This window comes from Shouchella rhizosphaerae, assembly GCF_036700015.1.
Taxonomy (GTDB): domain Bacteria; phylum Bacillota; class Bacilli; order Bacillales; family Bacillaceae_D; genus Shouchella; species Shouchella rhizosphaerae.
The window spans coordinates 1,706,526-1,724,258 of sequence record NZ_CP144921.1; the positions used below are offsets into that span (position 1 = coordinate 1,706,526).

The window sequence follows — 17,733 nt, forward strand, 5'->3', positions numbered from 1 at the left end:
TTTCCTAGTTTCACTTTAAACAATTGAACTACTATTAGAAAAATAATTTAAGCGCATGGGCTTGCCTATACTTAGTTGCTTTTTACACAAACTAAAACCCGCCTCCTAAAAGAAGGCGGGCTGTTTCTACTACTTCAAGCTATCTGGAAAAACGCTTAAATCGATGTCAAATACGATTGGCAAGAATGCATAGACGGCGAGCACGATGAGAATCGTTGAGAAGACATTGAGCCAAAAACCAGCTCGGACCATTTCAATAATTTTCACCTTGCCTGTACCGAAAATAATCGCATTCGGCGGCGTTCCGACTGGCAGCATGAATGCACAGTTTGCCGCAATTGCACATGGCGCCATCAACGCAAATGGATGGACATTGATCGCCACTGCCAACGAAGCGACGATCGGCATGATCATTGTCGCCGTCGCCGTGTTCGATGTGATTTCCGTCAACATCATAATAAGCAACGTGGCGCCACCGATAATGAGCAACATATGGAGGCCATCTAGCACCGTCAATTGTTCGCCAAGCCAAACCGACAAACCACTTGACTGGAAACCAGCTGCAATCGCCAAACCGCCGCCAAACAAGAGCAACACGCCCCATGGAATGTCTCTTGAATCGGCCCAATCAAGAATGCGAGCGCTTGCTTTTCCAGGAATTAAGAACAAGAACATGGTTGCCATGATCGCGACCATGCCATCTGAAATCCCTGGAAGTTGGAAAATCATCGCGTTATCGCCGCTCCAGAAGAAATCTTTAGTGATCCACATAAAGGCGGCAAAGGCAAACACGCCAGCGACAATGCCTTCTTCGTAAGAAATGCGGCCAAGCTTGCTTCTTTCGGATTGAATGACTTCTTTCCCGCCTGGCAGCTCTTTGATTTTCGTTTTAAAGGCAATTCTACCTAAATAAAACCATGTAAATAGCAAAACAACAAGCATTAATGGCGTGGCAAACAGCATCCATGAAGCAAACGAGACTTCAATGCCAAACAGCTCTCTCACTTGGCCGGCAAAAATAATCGTCGGCGGCGTTCCAATTAACGTTGCAAAACCACCAATCGTGCCAGCATAGCCGACGCCAAAAAGCATTGCTTTCTCAAATTTAGGCAGCTCGCGCCCTTCTTTTTGCCCTTTTAGTGTTTCGGCGACTTGCGCTGTAATCGCAAGTGCCATTGGCACCATCATCATAACAGCAGCTGTGTTTGACACCCACATCGACAAAAACGCCGTTGCTGCCATAAAGCCGAGCAAAATTCGCTGCGTGCTCGTACCAATGACGGCAATGATGAAGAGGGCAATGCGTTTATGCAAATTCCATTTTTCCATTGCTGTTGCGATAAAAAATCCACCTAAGAATAAAAAGATAATGTCATTTCCGTAAGACGAAGCAACAGCAGAACCTTCCATTGCCCCTGTGATCGGCAGTAAAATCAATGGCAGAAGCGATGTCGCTGGAATCGGGATTGCTTCCGTCATCCACCATGTGGCAATCCATAATGTGACCGCCAGCACATGGCGCCCTTCTGTTGGCAGCCCTTCTGGATGAAAGAACATTAGCGTAAGGAAAAACAAGAGCGGACCTAATAAAAGGCCGACAAGCTGAGCGCGGGAATAAGGCTTTTTTTCTTTTGGCTCTGGCTGGCCTCCGCTGTTTTGCTTTGCCTGCTCATGCTCAGCCGCTTCTCGTTTTAATGCACTGGTCCCTTTTTGGGCATATGAAAAAACATTAAGCGCGCTTTTGGTTCTTGTATGTTGCTGCCATAAGCGGTCCCATGTGATTGATAAAGCTTGTTTCATGATGATCACCCCTAATCTGAAAGCGTTTTCTTATTTTTCCATAAGAGAGGGGGATCCGTCTAGTTTTTTTAATTAAATGAAACTAGCTTTTAAAAACAAGGCTGCTTCTGGGCTTGCTTTATACGTTTGTAAGGGCCTGCCGGAACTTTGGTAAACGAGCTCTTTCTCAACCAGCTGTTCTTCTTCAAAGAAACGCATGTATTTACGCAACGACACATGGGAGATTTCCGTGCGCGCTTCCAGTTCTGCAGCCGCAAGCGAGTCGTCCGCTTCAATCAGGCAGCTCAGTACGCGGATAGCTGTTTCCTTGGCAATGCCTTTAGGCAACGCGTACACTTTTCGTTGCCCGCCTTTATGAAGCAGCCTGTCCACATCTTGTTGTGTAAAAGATGCATTGGCGTCTAGCTGGCTAGCACGGTAACGGTTTAACGCTTCTTGAAAGCGGGCAAATGAAAAGGGCTTGATCAAATAATCGACAACGCCATATCGGGAACCTGTTTGCACGGTCTTTGCATCGTTAGCAGATGTAATCAGAATCACATCGGTATTCGTGTCTTCCGCGCGGATGCGTTTTAATACGTCGAGGCCATTTTCCTGGCCGACAAACACATCAAGCAAAAGCAGATCCGGTTTTTGTGTTTGGATCAAGTGAACGCCTTGTTCGAGCGTGTGGGCTTCTCCAATTAATTCAAAACCGGCTACTTTGCTTAAGAAAAGACGGTGAAACCTTGCTACATCGATATCATCTTCAATCACCGCTACTTTAATCACTGCTGTTCCCTCCTTTTTCTCCATAAGGAATATGGATCGTGACAATCGTGCCTTCCCCTTTTTCCGACAAAATGTCGATCGTGCCATGAAACGGCTTCAATTTTTCTCTAATATTCGCAAGACCGTAACCACGGTCGCCACCTTTCGTAGAACGCTGTGACGCCTCCTGTTTAGTCGGTGAAAAACCGATGCCATTGTCTTCAATCACATAGCGGAGCACTCCACCTGCTTGTTTAAGCGTCAGCGTCAGTTTTTTTTCATCTTTGTGTTGCATCGCTTCCCACGCATTGTCAAACGTGTTGCCAATGACCGTTACCCAGACGTCTGTGAGAGCCGTATTCATGCTTGGCCACGGTGTGCCGCTTTGCACTTGCACAGATACGCCCATTTGTTCAATCCAGCCAATTTTTTGGGCTAAATAGTGGGCAATGCTGACATCCTCTACTAGCTGTTCGACTTGGCTCGCTGCACTTGCTGTCCGTTTATGGTACCGTTCAGATAATTGTTCAATATAGTTTGTTAATTCTTCGTACGACTCCGTTTCTACCATGGCATGGATGATATGGAGTTTATTCATAAACTCATGTGTTTCGCTCCGCAAACTATGGGCATATACTTCAGCGCCAGCAAGGCGCCTCATGACGTCATCCAAGTGGCTCCGTTCATTAAAAGTCGCAAGGGCGCCAACACATTCTCCAGCTACATACATTGGCACACGGGTTGCCACTGTTTCCACATCGCCTTTCTTAATCGACTCATTCGAGAATGCGCTTGTTGCTGTCAACGCCTCTGGTAGCTTAAGCTCAGGCCAAATACGGTCGATTGGCACGCCATCAAACTCTCCATGATACCCGGTACGCCGCAAAAATTGTTTCGCCGCATTATTGGCCAAGAGCACTTCGCCATCGTTGTTGATCGCCAAAATGCCTTCATCGACTGCTTCAAGCATTGAATTGCGTTCCTCGACAGCTAAAGCAATTTCCGCAGGCTCCAACCCGTTAAGCGTTTTTTTAATGCTTTGCCCTAACATCGAAGCACCGACAATGCCAATGAGCAAACTGCAAAACACGCTCCATAAAAGCATTGATTGGCTATCCTTTACCGCTGCGGCGATAGCCTCAGTCGAAATGCCGACAGAAACAGCGCCAATCTGATTGCCTGCCTCGTCCCAGACAGGTTCAAAAGCACGCATCGACGGCCCAAGCGTCCCCTCCCCTTCGGATGTGTAGCGATGGCCGTTAAACACATCAGCAGCGTCTTCGCCAACAAACATTTGCCCGATTCGTTCTGCTACAGGATGTGTATAACGAATACGGTCGTTATCCATCACAACAATATACTGGAGGTCATTTTCTTCTCGAACCGTTTCTACGTAAGCTTTCAGCTCGTCATTGGTTTCTCCGGCCACAAGAGCAGCCTTAGCCATCTCACTATGGGCAATATGGCTTGCACTAATGCGCACCTTTTCCGCCAAATGGTCTCGTGCGCCAGTCGCTTGGCTATTGGCCACAAAGGCGCTCAAAATTAAAATCGAAACGAGTACAATTAAACCGCTAAACAGCATAATCTGCCCTTTTAGCGGCAGCCGCTTATACCCCTTCATGACAGGCACTCCTTTTCATACAGTAGTACTATGATAACAAGCTTTTGTGCAAATGAAAGCAAAAAAAGGCCTCATGGGAAGTGTTATACTAACCATAAACCGCTTATAAGGAGCATGCAAATGGATACAGAAACACTCGCCATCTACAATCAAGCAAAACAAAAAGTCGGCACAGCAACAAGAAAAACGGCCCATGAAAAGGGGCTTTGGCACGAAACATTCCATTGTTGGATCGTCGATGATTCTCAAACGGAGCCTTACATTTATTTGCAACGACGCAGCGCCCACAAAAAAGATTTCCCTAGCTTGTTTGATATTACCGCAGCTGGCCATTTGCTCGAAGGTGAAACAGCCGAAGACGGCATACGCGAAGTCAAAGAAGAATTAGGGATCGACATCCCTTTTGCTGACCTAGACTTTCTCGGTCAATTCCGCTGTATGCCGAAACACCGTGATATCTATGATTATGAGTTCGCTTTTACATACGTATACCGGCAACATATCCCGTTTGAGCAATTTCGATTACAAGAGGAAGAAGTCGCCGGCATGGTACGCGTGCCATTTTCCGCTTTTTATCAACTCTGTTTTGGTACGGTCAAAGCGATCGAAAGTGACGGGTTTGTGGAAGAAGGCAAGATCCGCCGCCCTTATTGCGAGCGAATGACATTGAATGACCTTGTTCCTCACCAACAACGTTTTCTCCAGCTAGTAGCCATTTCAATCGACCAATTGCTTAAAAATGAAAAACCACGCTAAATAAGGCTTGCTGTGCCTTGAGAGGGAAAAAAGAGCCTCGGAAGATCATGGGAAGGAGAAAGGACAACAAGAAACATTCACTCGATTCGCAAGGCATCGATCCACGACAAATAGAAGCCAATGAGGAAAAGCCGCCTTATCAGCTTAACAGCCGCGCTATGAAGATAACCCCACTCCTTCCTTGAACGTTCGCAAAAACAGCGGGTAATCAAGCGTGACGGCAATTCGAGGGCCTTCATTTCTCATCCCAGGACGAAAATCAACATAGGTCAGTCCTTGTTCTTTGCCATATGTAATAATTTCAATTGGACGTTCAATATAACCAGCCATTTCCGGTGTCCGGATGAGCATCAGCGGCACCAAATCATGAATAGGGGCCCCAAGGCTGCCAGGCATCATTTGCTGGTGCGCCTCGATGTAATGGGAGCAAATCGCCCGTATAACGTGAGAAAATGGATTTTTTGCTTGTTCTGCCCACTTGTCCACTACTATTGCTGGTAGCACCGCCTGGTTGGTGACGTTTAAGGGGGCAAGCGTTAACGGAGTAGCACGGCTTATAACAAGCTGTGCCGCGTGGGGGTCGCCGTAAACATTTGCTTCAGCTAGTGGAGTGGCGTTTCCTGGAATAAAAAAGGCTCCTCCCATTACATAAAAAGAATGGACATCTTTCATTTCTTTCTCAAATCCGACAAAAGCAGCTGCGAGCGCTGTCATTCTTCCCGTATCGACAATGATCACTTCTCCTTGAAAACGGGCAATGATTTCAGGAACAGTCGCAAATGGCCGGACTGGAATCTCGTCATGGGCAGGCAATTGAATCGGACCCATTCCGCTCTCTCCATGAATATTAGGATAGTATACTAAATTTTCCTCAACAATTGGCATGCTTGCCCCAGATATAAGCGGGATGTCTGTCCGCCCCGCTAAATGGAGCAAATACGCAGCGTTTGTAACTGCTTGCTTCTTACTGACATTCCCGTAACTAACGACAAGCCCGATTAGTTCAATAAAAGGGGCAGAAAGTGCATACATAATCGCCAATGAATCATCGATACCAGGGTCGCAAAACATCAGCACTTTTTTTGTCATGCTTTCCTCCTGTTTTTTTCTTCATATATCCTATGATGGAAACGATCTGGTTATGAGGAAACAAATGGGATCTCATGTATGTATAAACAGTTTCAAAAAGTCTTGATTAAAGGGGCCAATCGCCAAAAGCATCGGGGCGTTCACACATCAAAATAAATATGGTAGTGTCTAGCGCATCCGGGGTTAAAGCGTGTGCCACAATGGGTACATTCCCCTTTTTCAAGATAGTCGCTAATCGCCATCGTTTTTCGGCATTTGCCACAGTAAATCGCGTTCGCGCCAAACTCACTCTTTGGCCACGTTTTAATCTCATGCCCCACTGACTCAGCATGACACTTATAACACGGATAAAATTGGCCACAGCAAGCAAATTGGATCGCAACAACATCGATTTCTTGCTGGTAATGAATACAGCGTGTCTCATCGTCAATTGGAAACCCCTGTATGGTTGGCAAGCAGCTCACTCCTTTGTTATAAGAAAGGGCTGCGCTCACCGCAGCCCCCAGATTGTAAACATGCGCTCGCATACTTTGTCGTTTGTAAGTAGATGATTATTTTTGAAACAACGAAACAACAAAGCCAATGACTGCCCCGAGCAAGGCAGGCACCACCCAAGCTAGTCCAAGCTCGGCAAACGGCAACGCCAGAAAGCCGGGGTAGCCCCAATCGGGGTTTGCAGCTAACAAGCCATCATTTAAGCTGACAATTCCGGTGAATAAGACAGCAAATTGGTAAATGGATCGTCTTTCGCCAATCATCTTATCTAGAAAAGCAAGAAAAATAAGCACCATAATAATCGGATAAATAAAATGAAGCACTGGCACTGACAATGAAATCACATTTTCCAAGCCAAAATTAGCAATGACAAGGCTTAATAACGTAAACAATAGTACAAGCAATGGATAAGAAAGACGCGGAAACCGTCTATTAATATAAATGGCACATGAGGAAATCAGACCTGTTGCTGTTGGAATACAAGCAAACAAGATCGCAAGGCCTAGAATCACATTGCCATAAACGCCAAAATACGCATTGGAAACAGCAGCAAGGATTTCATGACCCGTTTGTGCCGAAATCGCTGTTGCGCTAGTCGCACCGAGATAACCGAGGCCTGCGTAAACAACGCCTAAACAAATTCCAGCCACAAGCCCTGCCTTCCATGCCGTTTTTTGGATCATTAACCGATCTTTAGCGCCTCTATCCTCAATCGCTTTAACAACAATGATACCAAACACAACGGAGGCAATCGTGTCCATCGTCAAATAGCCTTCTGTAATTCCTTTAAATAATGGATAATTCGTATATGCTTCCGTTGGAGCCTGATAGGTTCCTAATGGGCCAAACACAGCCGCAGCAAGCAATATAAAAATGACAAGCAGCAAAAAAGGCGTGATAATTTTCCCGATGCGATCGACAAATTTCCCTGGGTTCAGGGCAAGCGCATAGACGATCGCAAAATAAATCAATGTAAAGACTAAAAGGGAAAGGGAACTTCCGCCATCTTTTAAAAAAGGCACAATCGCCATTTCATAAGAAACCGTCCCTGTCCGCGGCACCGCAAACAACGGGCCAATTGTCAAGTACGACAACGTTGTTATTGCTACGGCAAATTTAGAATGAACACGCCTGCTTAGCCCTTCCGCATCAGAGCTGCCAATATACGTAATCGCGAGAACGCCTAGAATCGGTAGCCCTACGCCTGAAATTAAAAATCCAATTATCGCTGGCCATGCATGCTCTCCAGCGTTCAGTCCCAATTCCGGCGGAAAAATTAAATTTCCTGCGCCGAAGAAAAGAGAAAATAGCATGAGACCAATAAAAAATGTTTCTTTGTTTGAAATCCTTCCTGTTGACTCCATAACAATCCCTTTCTGAAAAATGCAATTATCTGACATATTACTGCGCTAGTTGACGGCAGCAAAAATGATTCTAACATAGCTTTTCTACACTGTCTATTTCCACCTTTTCCTAGCTAACAGTTGGCTGCGTTTACATTGCATAAATGAAAAAAACACATCCTTGAAAAATAGGTTTTAAAAACACTTTTCGGGCATTTCCCACCTACTCGATAGAGCTCATTTTTTATTTTCATCGCAATAATATATTGCCTCCGCTACTGTTTACCGATCTTCCTTGTTTTCACCGCCCCCAACCACTTCTTTATAGACGTGGTAAGAGTACCAGATTGCGATAATGGCCCAGCCAAAAATAAGGAGCACGAACATGATTCCAAAGGCTGTGGTATATGTTTCATGTGACGAAAATAGTAACGTGCAGGAAAGGCGGTAATAATAAAGGCAAAGCCCACAATTAACAGGAGTTTCCCCCCTAATAAATTTGAGCGCTTCCATACCTCGTCATTGCTTAATGCCCATTTTGTTCGTACCCCGAACGCCAGGTTTGGTTTTGCCTTCGTTCCAAAATAGCCAAGAACGACCGTCATAATCCCTAAACTGATACTTATCACCATCAAAATTGTTACACCCAAGTCGGCTACTCTACCTGTATTATCAAGTAAAACCGCTCCATGCAGCAAAGAGAGGATTAAGACAATCACAAACACCCAGCGTAGGTTCACGTTCATCAACCTTTCTATGCTATGTAATATAAGCGCCCCCATAATTATCATAATTCGAATCAATTCTACTAATCACTTACCGTTCTTTCTAACCTAGACTGCTTCGCTTATCTACCCTACCTCTCCGAATTTTTTGGCCTCGTCTGTGGTTCTCCCTTTAAATTGAACGAAAAAGACAATCCCTAAAATGATTTCGAATATAGCGACGATGAGCGGTACATAGGCCAGGCCAACGTAGTCAATCACCATTCCAGTTATAAGAGCACCAATATTGATGGAAAGCAAGCTGCACGTGTTCCATAATCCAAAAATTCGCCCTCTCGCATTTGCCTCTACATGTGTCTGCATCACCATTCGTTCAAAAGGAACGACAAATCCGCCAACGGCAGCAAAAAGGAAGATTACAAACATCCCTTGATGGATGGTTTGTGTAAAACCAAACAGGGCCCATGTAGCTCCCATCAATATGTAAATCCATCCATACGTATGAATTTTCGCAAACATAAATTTTCGGTTCGCTATCCATATCCCTAAAGCAACTGATGTAGCCCCTTCTGCAATATACAACAGACTTAATCCAATTGCCGGCATATCGTAAGTTATTACGGCCATCTGCTGTAACATCAAGTTAAAGGAACCGATTATTAACCCTCCGGTTAGCGCAAATAATAGTACATAGCGGATAAACACTTTATTTTTCGCAATCGTAAGACCGACTTTCAATTCTTTTATAAAATGGCGTTCCTTCGGTTTTACTTTTTCCCTTTTAACTTGAAGGCGGGAAACAAGCACTGCTGAGATCACGAAAGCAATCGATGCTAGCACCCAAAAATAATTGGGATCGATCAATGTAATAACCGTACCGCCAGTAGCCGCTCCAATTAGCCGAATCGTACTCGTTAATGTGAAATTTAATGAATTTGCGACAATTAAGTCGTCGCCTTTAATGATTTCGGGAATGATTGTTTGCCGAGCGACAGCGTTTAATGAATTGAATACTCCGATCACAAAGCGAACGATAAAAAACAGCGTCCAGGCGAGCCACCCATCAAAAAACGGAACGAGAATAAAGAGGGCATGCAAAGGAGCACGGACCCATTCAGAAACAATTAAAACGGTGCGTGTATGAAAGCGGTCAATGATTCCGCCTAAACCAAAACTCATAAACAAAGGAACGATCCCGCTAAGCGCCCATAACGCTCCAAGTTGAACACCTGTTTCCGTGATCTCGCTCAACAGCATTAGCATCGCAATAAAGGCTCCCCATGTCGCAAGACCACTAATTGTAGTCGTGAGCAGTAAATGTCTATAATTACGGTTTTCCTTTAATATTCGTATAATTTCCGATTTCTTACTCATATCCGTTCCTTTCAAAACCGTTACTAGCTCGGATTGCTACCTCTTTAGTGTTTTAAAACAGTAGCCCGAGCGATAAGCAAGCCACTACTATGGCCGTTACTCGTTTTCTAGCCTCGGGGAAACGTCTTTTTGGCCAAAAATAAAAGGAGAAAGAGTACTCAGAAATGAAGCTTATTACCTGACGAACTTGGCTGATTTAATAGTGGACTTTAAGCTTATGCCAAATAGCCTTCCAGTTCTTTTTCATCATCCGCTCTCTGTAAATGGCCGCTCGTTCTTTTGTTTCAGTAAAATATGGGGTCGGTTTTAATTCTAAATGGAGGACATCTTCGATTCCACAAGGAGAAGCAAGCACCAAATGATTGTCTTTGTCTAACGTCACGCCTAATGCAGTTGCCGTTTCTGGAAACTTTGAAATCGCATCTTCTGAAGATGTATAAGGCGGAAAATGATTCATGACATGCATTCTAGCTTGATTTTTAACAGACCAAGGGATACCAGGCATCAAACGTTTCAAATTGCTCTCTAATCCTTTTTCGACATTCTCGTCGATGTTGGTATTATCAAAATAAATAACATCTACATCTGGTGTCTCCGTTCTATCATTAAAGCCGTGTAACGTATCCCAAATTTTTGACCGTACAAATCCTGCACATATCCACCAATCAGGCAAATCAAGGGAACTTGTAGTTTTAATGATCTGCATCATTTTTTTATCGCTTTGAATGAGCTTTAGGATATCCTCTTTATTCTGTATCATTTTGAATGAACCCCTCTCAGGAACAACGTTTACAAAAAGAGCTAGATAGATAAGTCAAAGAGAGCGTTTTTTGCCCCCTGTTGCTACCCTTTCTACAAAGCACTGAACCATCCCTTCCTTTACCAGAAGTTTCTCGGAACGATTTATTGAGCTTGAAAGAAAAACTTTCTTATCGCCTCCTATTCAAAATCGGTCCTATCTACACACGACCCGCTGTTGTACGCTAAAAGAAAAAGGCAAGGAGGCTTTCCTTATGGACTTTCATGACAAGCGCAATCAAAACAGCTATAGCGGCCGCACCGCCGATTCAAAGTGGCTTACGACTATTGCCAACCAGCTGTCGCGGAAACACATCGATACGGCCGCTGACATTGGCTGTGGCGGAGGGATCTATACACGAGCGCTGGCAATGATCGGCATTCCCCATGTCATCGGCATCGATTCGTCCGCGCAAATGCTCGCTGATGCCAAAGCGGCCTGTCGAGATTTTCAACAGATTGCGCTTAAAAAAGGGGATTGTGAGGACCTTCCTCTCGCAAGCGGGTCGATTGATTTGCTTTTGGCAAGAGCGCTCATTCACCATTTGCCAAGCGTGCAGCCTTTTTTTCAAGAAGCGTGGCGGACATTAGCCGACGGCGGCCTTTTTATCATCCAAAACCGTACGCCTGACGATTGCTTTCTTCCCGGAAGCGCTGAGCATGTGCGCGGCTACTTCTTTTCTGCCTTCCCACACCTGAGGAACATAGAAGCAAAGCGCCGCTTTTCTAGCGCCCACATTCGCCAAGCCCTTCATTCTAGCGGCTTTTCCCTTTTAAGTGAGGAAACGCTATGGGAGACACGGGCGATCCATCAAAGCAAGCAGGAACTTCTCGCTGATCTATCGAAACGGAAAGGGCGCTCGCTTTTACATCAGCTTTCAGATACGGAATTGGCTGAACTTGTACATGTCATTGATACCACACTCGAACAGGACGGTCCGATCGTTGAGAAGGATCGCTGGACGTTATGGATTGCCGGGAAGGAGCTTGAGCGATAAGTATACTGAGATAATTGTAAAAGTTGGCCACTCTTAAAAACAGCCAGTGTACTTTCAACGTCTAGCATCTCTACGAAATCCTTTTCGTTGTTGCCAACTCTGCTATTGACGGGCCTAATCATGCGACTCGTCTCAAATCGGTTCTCGGCAAATTCGCTTTTCTGTGGTAAAGTGGAAAACAATACATAATAAGGCAGGTGACTGCTGCAAAGCCAGCAATCGTATGAGTGAACAGTGGACATCTAAAATCGGTTTTATACTCGCTTCCGCGGGCGCTGCAATTGGGCTTGGCGCTCTTTGGCGCTTTCCTTATTTGACGGGGACAAATGGTGGAGGCGCATTCTTTCTCTTATTTATATTATTTACCGTTTTCATTGGCCTGCCGCTGCTTATTGCCGAGTTTGTCATTGGCCGCGGCGCAAAGCGCGAGGCGGTATCGGCTTACCCGAAGCTTGTTAACAGCAAAGCGTGGTCTTGGATTGGGCGTTTTGGCGTTGTTGGCTGCTTTTTGCTGATGACGTTTTATGCGGTCGTGGGCGGCTGGATTTTGCTTTATGCGTTGTTGTCGTTCGGCAATTTTGTCCTTGTAGATGGGCGCGATTACGAGCAATTGTTTATCAGCATTACCGCCAGCCCTTGGGCGAGTATACTCGGTCTTGTGTTATTCGTGTTCCTGAATGTCGTCGTGTTGTCTTTCGGCATTAAAAATGGGATCGAACGGGCCAACAAGTACTTAATGCCACTTTTGTTTTTGTTTTTGCTTATTATTATTTTTCGTGGCCTCTCCCTTGAAGGCGCGATGGAAGGCGTCCGTTTTTTCCTACAGCCTGACTTTTCAAAAATAACCGCGCCAGGCTTGCTGGAAGCATTGGGGCAATCGTTTTTCTCGCTGGCAGTTGGTTTCTCTTGTATGGTGACATACAGTTCCTACCTGGGAGAAAAGCAAAGTTTGCCTGGCTCGGCTGCGTATGTGGCGGCAATGAACGTATTTGTGTCATTATTGGCTGGTCTTGCGATTTTTCCAATTGTCTTTGCCTACGGCATTGAGCCAGCCTCTGGGCCAGGGCTGTTATTTATTGCGCTGCCTGCGATTTTTGCACAAATGCCTTTCGGCGCTTTGTTTTTAAGTTTGTTTCTGTTATTGTTCTTCTTTGCGACCATTACCTCATCTTTAAGTTTGTTGGAAATTATTATTTCTGCCTTTACCCAAAACAAAGGCTGGAACCGTCGCAATGTCGCGATGGGAAGCGGTGTTGTCGTCATTGTCGCGGCGATTCCTTCTGCATTATCGGCAGGGCTTTTAAGCGGGTTTGCTTGGCAAGAGAAAACGGTGTTTGATCTGACCGATTTGCTTGTCTCGAATGTCATGCTTCCCGTCGGTTGTTTGCTTATTGCTTTATTCGTTGGCTATAAAATCAAGCGTGACCTATTGTTTCATCAATTTCAGTTAGCAGCGGGGCCTGTTGGCCGTATAGCTCCATTTTGGCTTTTTCTAATGCGTACGCTCGTGCCGGCTACAATTCTTTTGGTGTTTATTGCCCAGTTTTTCTTATAATACAATTTTTATGTTTAACAAGCTGTCGGCCTTAGGTATATAAAGGGGAGGAGGAGGATGTCAATGAGCCAAATTAAAAAAACAGCCAAAGCGCTACCTGGCTGGACGGTTGAGGGAGAAGCGCTTTGGCGTACTTTTACATTTGATCATTTTTTAAAAGGAATTGATTTTGTGCAGAACGTCGCTGCCTATTCAGAAGGCGCCCAGCACCATCCTGTCATCACGATTGATCATACTGCCGTTTCGATTAAATGGACAACAGTCGATGAGGGGAAACTGACACAAAAGGACATTGACGCCGCCAAAGCCTGCAACCAGTTTTTCGAAAACTAGGCGGGGCGGGCATTGGCCTGTCAAATCGCAATATAGCGAAGCGCATTGTTGATTTTTTGTGAAAAAGAGACCGGCGCTTCTACTGATTGGGCGTGCACGTACATAAGCACAGGATCGGTAAAAAGCCAATGGTTGTGGATCGCGCTAACAATGACGCCTTGCTCCGCCAGTCCCCGAACGACGACCGGCACTTCTTCCTGCAAAAGCACGAGTTCTGCTAAATTAAGTGCCATGCCATTTTGGTCTAATGCTTCAAACGTAACTTCAATGTGGAGGCTGGCTTTTGTCGGCCTTCCTTGAATCGTTGCATGCAAGTTTCTTGGAATTTCAATTGAACAGACACCATTTTTGCGTTTCGATTTCTGTCCAAATACCAATCCCGCTTGTTCACAAACTGAGTAAAACGTTGCCATTGTTACTCCCCCTTCGCAAAGTCAGGTCCCTTTTTATTTATATGTAGAAACATAAAAGGACTGCCCTTTCACTCCAGGGCTAGCATTTAATGGAGCCTAGTTTCCTTCCTCAAACTGTTCGATCTCGCTTTCGCTTATTTCTCCGGCAAATAAAGGCTGAGTAGGCATGACGTGCATGCCCCGAGCCGTCACATGGACTTGTACCATATAAATTCCTGCTTCTTCTAACGCTAATGGAGCTTGGTATAAACCTGATTCAGCATAGCTTGCTTCATGAAATTCCGATTCCTCCCTATCGTCATAAGGCCAGACTTCAAAAACGACTTCCTCTGCATCATCAACAGGCTCGTCTCCTTGCATGACTTTCGCCTCAAGAACAATGTTTTCAAGTTCAAGCTGTTCCTCTGCCATTTCAAAAGCAACCTCAATTGCCTCCGCCGACAGTGAAGGCGTTTCCTCTTTCTCAGAACAACCGCTTAATGCGACGACACCAAGTACTGTTGCTGTTAACCATCGTTGCTTCATCTTTGTTCTCCTTCCTTAAAAGCGCCAACATCGATTTCTTTAATCCGTATAATGGCTTTTGTGCCTTTCCCTTCTTGTGACACTAGCTGAAAGTCGCCGCCATGTTTGGCGACAATCTCTTGCACAATTGCTAGGCCCAGACCCGTACCGCCATTCTGCCTGCTCCTGCCCTTCTTGACACGATAAAAACGCTTTTGTACAGACGACAGGTCTGCTTCAGGGATACCAGCTCCTTCATCTTCAACAACCATTTCTGCCCAGCCGTTGCTGGAAGTGATCCGTACCGTAACCGTTGTAAAAGGCGGAGAATAAGCAATCGCATTTGCGAGCAAGTTTGTTAACACTTGCTGCATCCGGTCCCAATCGGCATCAATAATGCTGTCCTCGTCTAACTCAAGTTCCAGTTGGATGTGTTTTTGTTCAGCTTGCCAAGCGAATGCAGCTACCGCTTCTCGAGCAAGCTCTGCAAATGGAAGTGCTTCTTTGTCTAGACGGTAATCGCTGCCTTCTAGCTGGGCCAAATCAAGCAAATCATTGACAAGGCGATCTAATCGCTTTGCCTCTTTTTCAATAACGGCCATTCCTTTATTTCTTTCAATGACACCTTCTTGAATGCCCTCTGCATAGCCGATCATATAGCTTAAAGGCGTTCTCAATTCGTGGGCGACATTGGCCAAAAATGCATTCCGCTCTCGATCTACTTGCTCTAATGATTTGGCAAGCTCATTAAAAGAATGAGCCAGTTCCGCGAGCTCATCATGGCTTTTTCCAATAGCGACACGCTTTGAAAAATGGCCATTTTCCATTTCTTTGGCACTTGCTTTCATTTCCCTTAGCGGCTCTACAATATGTTTCGTCATGCGCTTGCCTGAAATGACGACAAAGAAAGCAGCGAACAACACTGCTGCATAAAGCGCCCACTGGATATCAACAAACGCCTCATAAACAACAGCTAATGGCATCGAAATAAAAATCGCGCCTTCTAATTTATTTTCACTGATTAACGGAAGGGCAATCCCTAGCAACTCTTGTTGAAAACGAGGATGTTCGCGGCGAATTACAACTGTCTCGCCGTCCAGCAAACTTTGCCGTTCCTCAAATGTGATCAGTTGTGCATCTTCATCGGCTGCAAAAGGGGCGCCGCTCGCCAATTCCATTGGATCATCTGTCAGTAAAAATTGAGCGCGGCTTCTCTCATTCGCCCACTCCACTCGTTCATACAGCTCTTCCGACAAACCTTCCTTTTCATAAAAAGACACAAGGGCGCTGCCTTCTTCCATAAACTGGCCAAGTTGTTCGTCTACATAAAGCTTTTCATACAAAAACGCAATTAAAAAACCACCAGAGACGACAAAGGCCAACGCAGCAGTGCCAATGGCCAGCCAAATTTTTGCGCCAATGGATAAAGGCTTCATTCGCTTCCTCCGAATTTATAACCGACGCCCCAAACGGTTTCGATAAAACGTCCGGCCCCATTAAGCTTTAAGCGCAACGTTTTAATATGCGTATCGACCGTCCGCAACGAACTAGCGGCCGTATCGGTCCATACGCGCTCAAATAAATGCTCCCGTGAAAAGGCCCGGCCCGCGTTTTCAGCTAAAAACAGCAACAATTCGTATTCCCGTCTTGTCAGGCTAATAAGGCTTCCAGCAACGGTTACCGCACGACCGTCTTGGTCAAGTTCAAGTTCTCCAAAAACGAGACGTCTGCCACGGATTTTGTCCATATTTGCGCGGCGCAACGCTGCCTCGACACGGGCCATTAATTCCTTCGGGCTAAATGGCTTGACCATGTAGTCATCGGCACCGGTTTTAAGGCCACGGACTTTATCAGCTTCATTGCCTCGTGCTGTCAGCATAATCACAGGAAGTGAATGCTTTTGCCGAATACGCTCGCAAACGTGAAAGCCATCCATCCCTTCCATCATGACATCAAGAATGACCAAATCGACCGCATCCTGTTCAATCCGCTTAAGAGCGTCGGCGCCATTATCAGCTGTCAGCGCCCGGTAAGACTCTTTTCGCAAATAGGTAACTACAAGCTCAAGCAGCTCAGGCTCATCGTCAACGACTAGCACTGTTTTAGCTCCCATCTTCTTCCCTCCCTGGGGCAACGGAAATCGCGTAGGGCCCTGCGCCAACAGACACCTCATCCGTCAACTCAAAAGGGTCCTTCTGCAATACGGACAATGTGTCGCTGTCAAAATTGCTTACGAGCAACTCGTTTCCAAATAAATAAATATAATTAGGATTCTGCCCGACTTCTGCTTTGGCAACGACTGTTTGCGTGGCACGGTTTACTTTATAGACGTGGTGGTCGCCATGAGAAACCACATAAAGTTCGTTTTCCTCGCGACTGCCTGTGATGGCGATTGGCATCAACCCAACTTCAACCTCAGCCTTCATCTCGCCTGATGCGACTTCATAGCCGCGAATCGCGCTATTTAAGTTGCCTGTAGGGCCGTGCCCTCCAGTCCATAGCAATTCGCCATCAAAAAAAAGCCCTGCTGGACGTTCGCTGACCGGAAAAGAATTTATTTGTTCCATTGTCTCCAAATCAAATACAGAAACGTTGCTTTGGTCTGCACAAAGGACAAAAAGCAGTCCACTTTCATCAGCCAAAAGTTCTGATGGCGAACCATCCAATGCAAACGCCTCCATTACATCGCCATGTTCTACACTGACCAACTTGACTTCACGGTTCTCCGTATCAGCAACCGCTACAGCGTCACGGCCAGGAAGCGCTGTCACTGCAGTCAGGGCTTCATCAAACTGGGCAAGTTCGTCAACGGCACCGCTATTGGTATCAATGGCCAAAAGCGTTGTCCCTGTTTGGGCTAAAGCAACCATGCGACCGGAATCGATAGGGACCATTTCACTCCAAGGCTCGTCTATTTTCTCGGTCCTAACTAGTCGTTTATGACCGCTCTCTAGAAATGCAAGAGCAGGCTCTTTTAAATGGGTGACAACCGCATATGGTTCATTTCCATCAGGCAGCGGAAGCGCCTTCTGATCGCATCCGGCAAACAAAAAACAAAACGAGGCCACTAGCATCACTGCCTTCCAGTTCACGAGTTTTCGCCTCCTTTTCCCCAGTATAGCGAATAAATGTGAAGAAAGTGAGAACTGGGAATGCTTTTTCTCAATGTCAACGAT

General features: G+C 45.7%; 18 protein-coding genes. 4 read left to right on the forward strand and 14 right to left on the reverse strand.

The features are described 5' to 3' along the window. Window positions 1–129: 129 nt before the first annotated feature. The 3 genes from V5G21_RS08555 to V5G21_RS08565 form a co-directional block, all read right to left on the reverse strand. Window positions 130–1,800 (reverse strand): SLC13 family permease, encoded by a 1,671-nt coding sequence (locus tag V5G21_RS08555; protein ID WP_011248828.1) that lies wholly within the window; start codon window positions 1,798–1,800, stop codon window positions 130–132. Between the two features lie 72 nt (window positions 1,801–1,872). Next, a complete protein-coding gene (locus tag V5G21_RS08560; RefSeq protein ID WP_035205788.1) occupies window positions 1,873–2,571 on the reverse strand; it encodes a response regulator in 699 nt (232 codons plus the stop codon). Further along, window positions 2,564–4,174 carry an ATP-binding protein gene (locus V5G21_RS08565; RefSeq protein ID WP_011248830.1) on the reverse strand — a complete coding sequence of 537 codons (1,611 nt, stop codon included), beginning with the start codon at window positions 4,172–4,174 and terminating at the stop codon, window positions 2,564–2,566. The genes V5G21_RS08560 and V5G21_RS08565 overlap by 8 nt, the downstream gene beginning before the upstream one ends. A gap of 120 nt (window positions 4,175–4,294) precedes the next feature. Between V5G21_RS08565 and V5G21_RS08570 the strand changes: the two genes are divergently transcribed. Then, window positions 4,295–4,930 carry an NUDIX hydrolase gene (locus V5G21_RS08570; protein WP_035205785.1) on the forward strand — a complete coding sequence of 212 codons (636 nt, stop codon included), beginning with the start codon at window positions 4,295–4,297 and terminating at the stop codon, window positions 4,928–4,930. Between the two features lie 156 nt (window positions 4,931–5,086). Here the strand turns inward: V5G21_RS08570 and V5G21_RS08575 are convergent, their stop codons facing one another. The 6 genes from V5G21_RS08575 to V5G21_RS08600 form a co-directional block, all read right to left on the reverse strand. Beyond that, the gene (locus V5G21_RS08575; RefSeq protein ID WP_011248832.1) at window positions 5,087–6,019 is read right to left on the reverse strand and encodes a nucleoside hydrolase; all 933 of its coding nucleotides are present in this window, start codon (window positions 6,017–6,019) and stop codon (window positions 5,087–5,089) included. Window positions 6,020–6,159: 140 nt separating this feature from the next. Further along, window positions 6,160–6,474, reverse strand: coding sequence for a CHY zinc finger protein (locus tag V5G21_RS08580; RefSeq protein ID WP_011248833.1), 315 nt, complete (start codon window positions 6,472–6,474; stop codon window positions 6,160–6,162). 96 nt (window positions 6,475–6,570) lie between these two features. Beyond that, entirely contained in the window at window positions 6,571–7,878 is a 1,308-nt protein-coding gene (gene brnQ, locus V5G21_RS08585) for a branched-chain amino acid transport system II carrier protein (protein ID WP_011248834.1), read from the reverse strand. 254 nt (window positions 7,879–8,132) lie between these two features. Next, window positions 8,133–8,597, reverse strand: coding sequence for an SdpI family protein (locus V5G21_RS08590; protein ID WP_160162526.1), 465 nt, complete (start codon window positions 8,595–8,597; stop codon window positions 8,133–8,135). Window positions 8,598–8,708: 111 nt separating this feature from the next. Continuing rightward, on the reverse strand, window positions 8,709–9,956 hold the full coding sequence (locus V5G21_RS08595) for an MFS transporter (RefSeq protein ID WP_035205925.1): 1,248 nt from the start codon (window positions 9,954–9,956) through the stop codon (window positions 8,709–8,711). A gap of 196 nt (window positions 9,957–10,152) precedes the next feature. Continuing rightward, complete coding sequence (locus tag V5G21_RS08600; RefSeq protein ID WP_011248837.1) at window positions 10,153–10,716, reverse strand: nucleotidyltransferase family protein; 564 nt, start codon at window positions 10,714–10,716, stop codon at window positions 10,153–10,155. A 253-nt stretch (window positions 10,717–10,969) separates the two neighbouring features. Between V5G21_RS08600 and V5G21_RS08605 the strand changes: the two genes are divergently transcribed. The 3 genes from V5G21_RS08605 to V5G21_RS08615 all read left to right on the forward strand — a co-directional run bounded on the left by V5G21_RS08605 (window position 10,970) and on the right by V5G21_RS08615 (window position 13,640). Beyond that, window positions 10,970–11,752 carry a class I SAM-dependent methyltransferase gene (locus V5G21_RS08605; protein ID WP_011248838.1) on the forward strand — a complete coding sequence of 261 codons (783 nt, stop codon included), beginning with the start codon at window positions 10,970–10,972 and terminating at the stop codon, window positions 11,750–11,752. Window positions 11,753–11,975: 223 nt separating this feature from the next. Continuing rightward, on the forward strand, window positions 11,976–13,307 hold the full coding sequence (locus V5G21_RS08610) for a sodium-dependent transporter (RefSeq protein ID WP_011248839.1): 1,332 nt from the start codon (window positions 11,976–11,978) through the stop codon (window positions 13,305–13,307). Between the two features lie 63 nt (window positions 13,308–13,370). Further along, window positions 13,371–13,640 (forward strand): 4a-hydroxytetrahydrobiopterin dehydratase, encoded by a 270-nt coding sequence (locus V5G21_RS08615; protein WP_011248840.1) that lies wholly within the window; start codon window positions 13,371–13,373, stop codon window positions 13,638–13,640. Between the two features lie 20 nt (window positions 13,641–13,660). On the opposite strand, the gene V5G21_RS08620 is transcribed toward V5G21_RS08615, so the two are convergent. The 5 genes from V5G21_RS08620 to V5G21_RS08640 form a co-directional block, all read right to left on the reverse strand. Continuing rightward, complete coding sequence (locus V5G21_RS08620) at window positions 13,661–14,053, reverse strand: DUF1259 domain-containing protein (protein ID WP_011248841.1); 393 nt, start codon at window positions 14,051–14,053, stop codon at window positions 13,661–13,663. A 96-nt stretch (window positions 14,054–14,149) separates the two neighbouring features. Then, window positions 14,150–14,578, reverse strand: a complete 429-nt coding sequence (locus tag V5G21_RS08625) for a FixH family protein (RefSeq protein ID WP_011248842.1) — start codon at window positions 14,576–14,578, stop codon at window positions 14,150–14,152. Continuing rightward, window positions 14,575–15,993 (reverse strand): sensor histidine kinase, encoded by a 1,419-nt coding sequence (locus V5G21_RS08630; RefSeq protein WP_035205780.1) that lies wholly within the window; start codon window positions 15,991–15,993, stop codon window positions 14,575–14,577. Before V5G21_RS08630 ends, V5G21_RS08625 begins: the two co-directional genes overlap by 4 nt. Next, window positions 15,990–16,670 (reverse strand): response regulator transcription factor, encoded by a 681-nt coding sequence (locus V5G21_RS08635; RefSeq protein WP_011248844.1) that lies wholly within the window; start codon window positions 16,668–16,670, stop codon window positions 15,990–15,992. The genes V5G21_RS08630 and V5G21_RS08635 overlap by 4 nt, the downstream gene beginning before the upstream one ends. Next, entirely contained in the window at window positions 16,660–17,649 is a 990-nt protein-coding gene (locus tag V5G21_RS08640; protein WP_035205779.1) for a YncE family protein, read from the reverse strand. The genes V5G21_RS08635 and V5G21_RS08640 overlap by 11 nt, the downstream gene beginning before the upstream one ends. Between the last annotated feature and the right edge of the window lie 84 nt (window positions 17,650–17,733).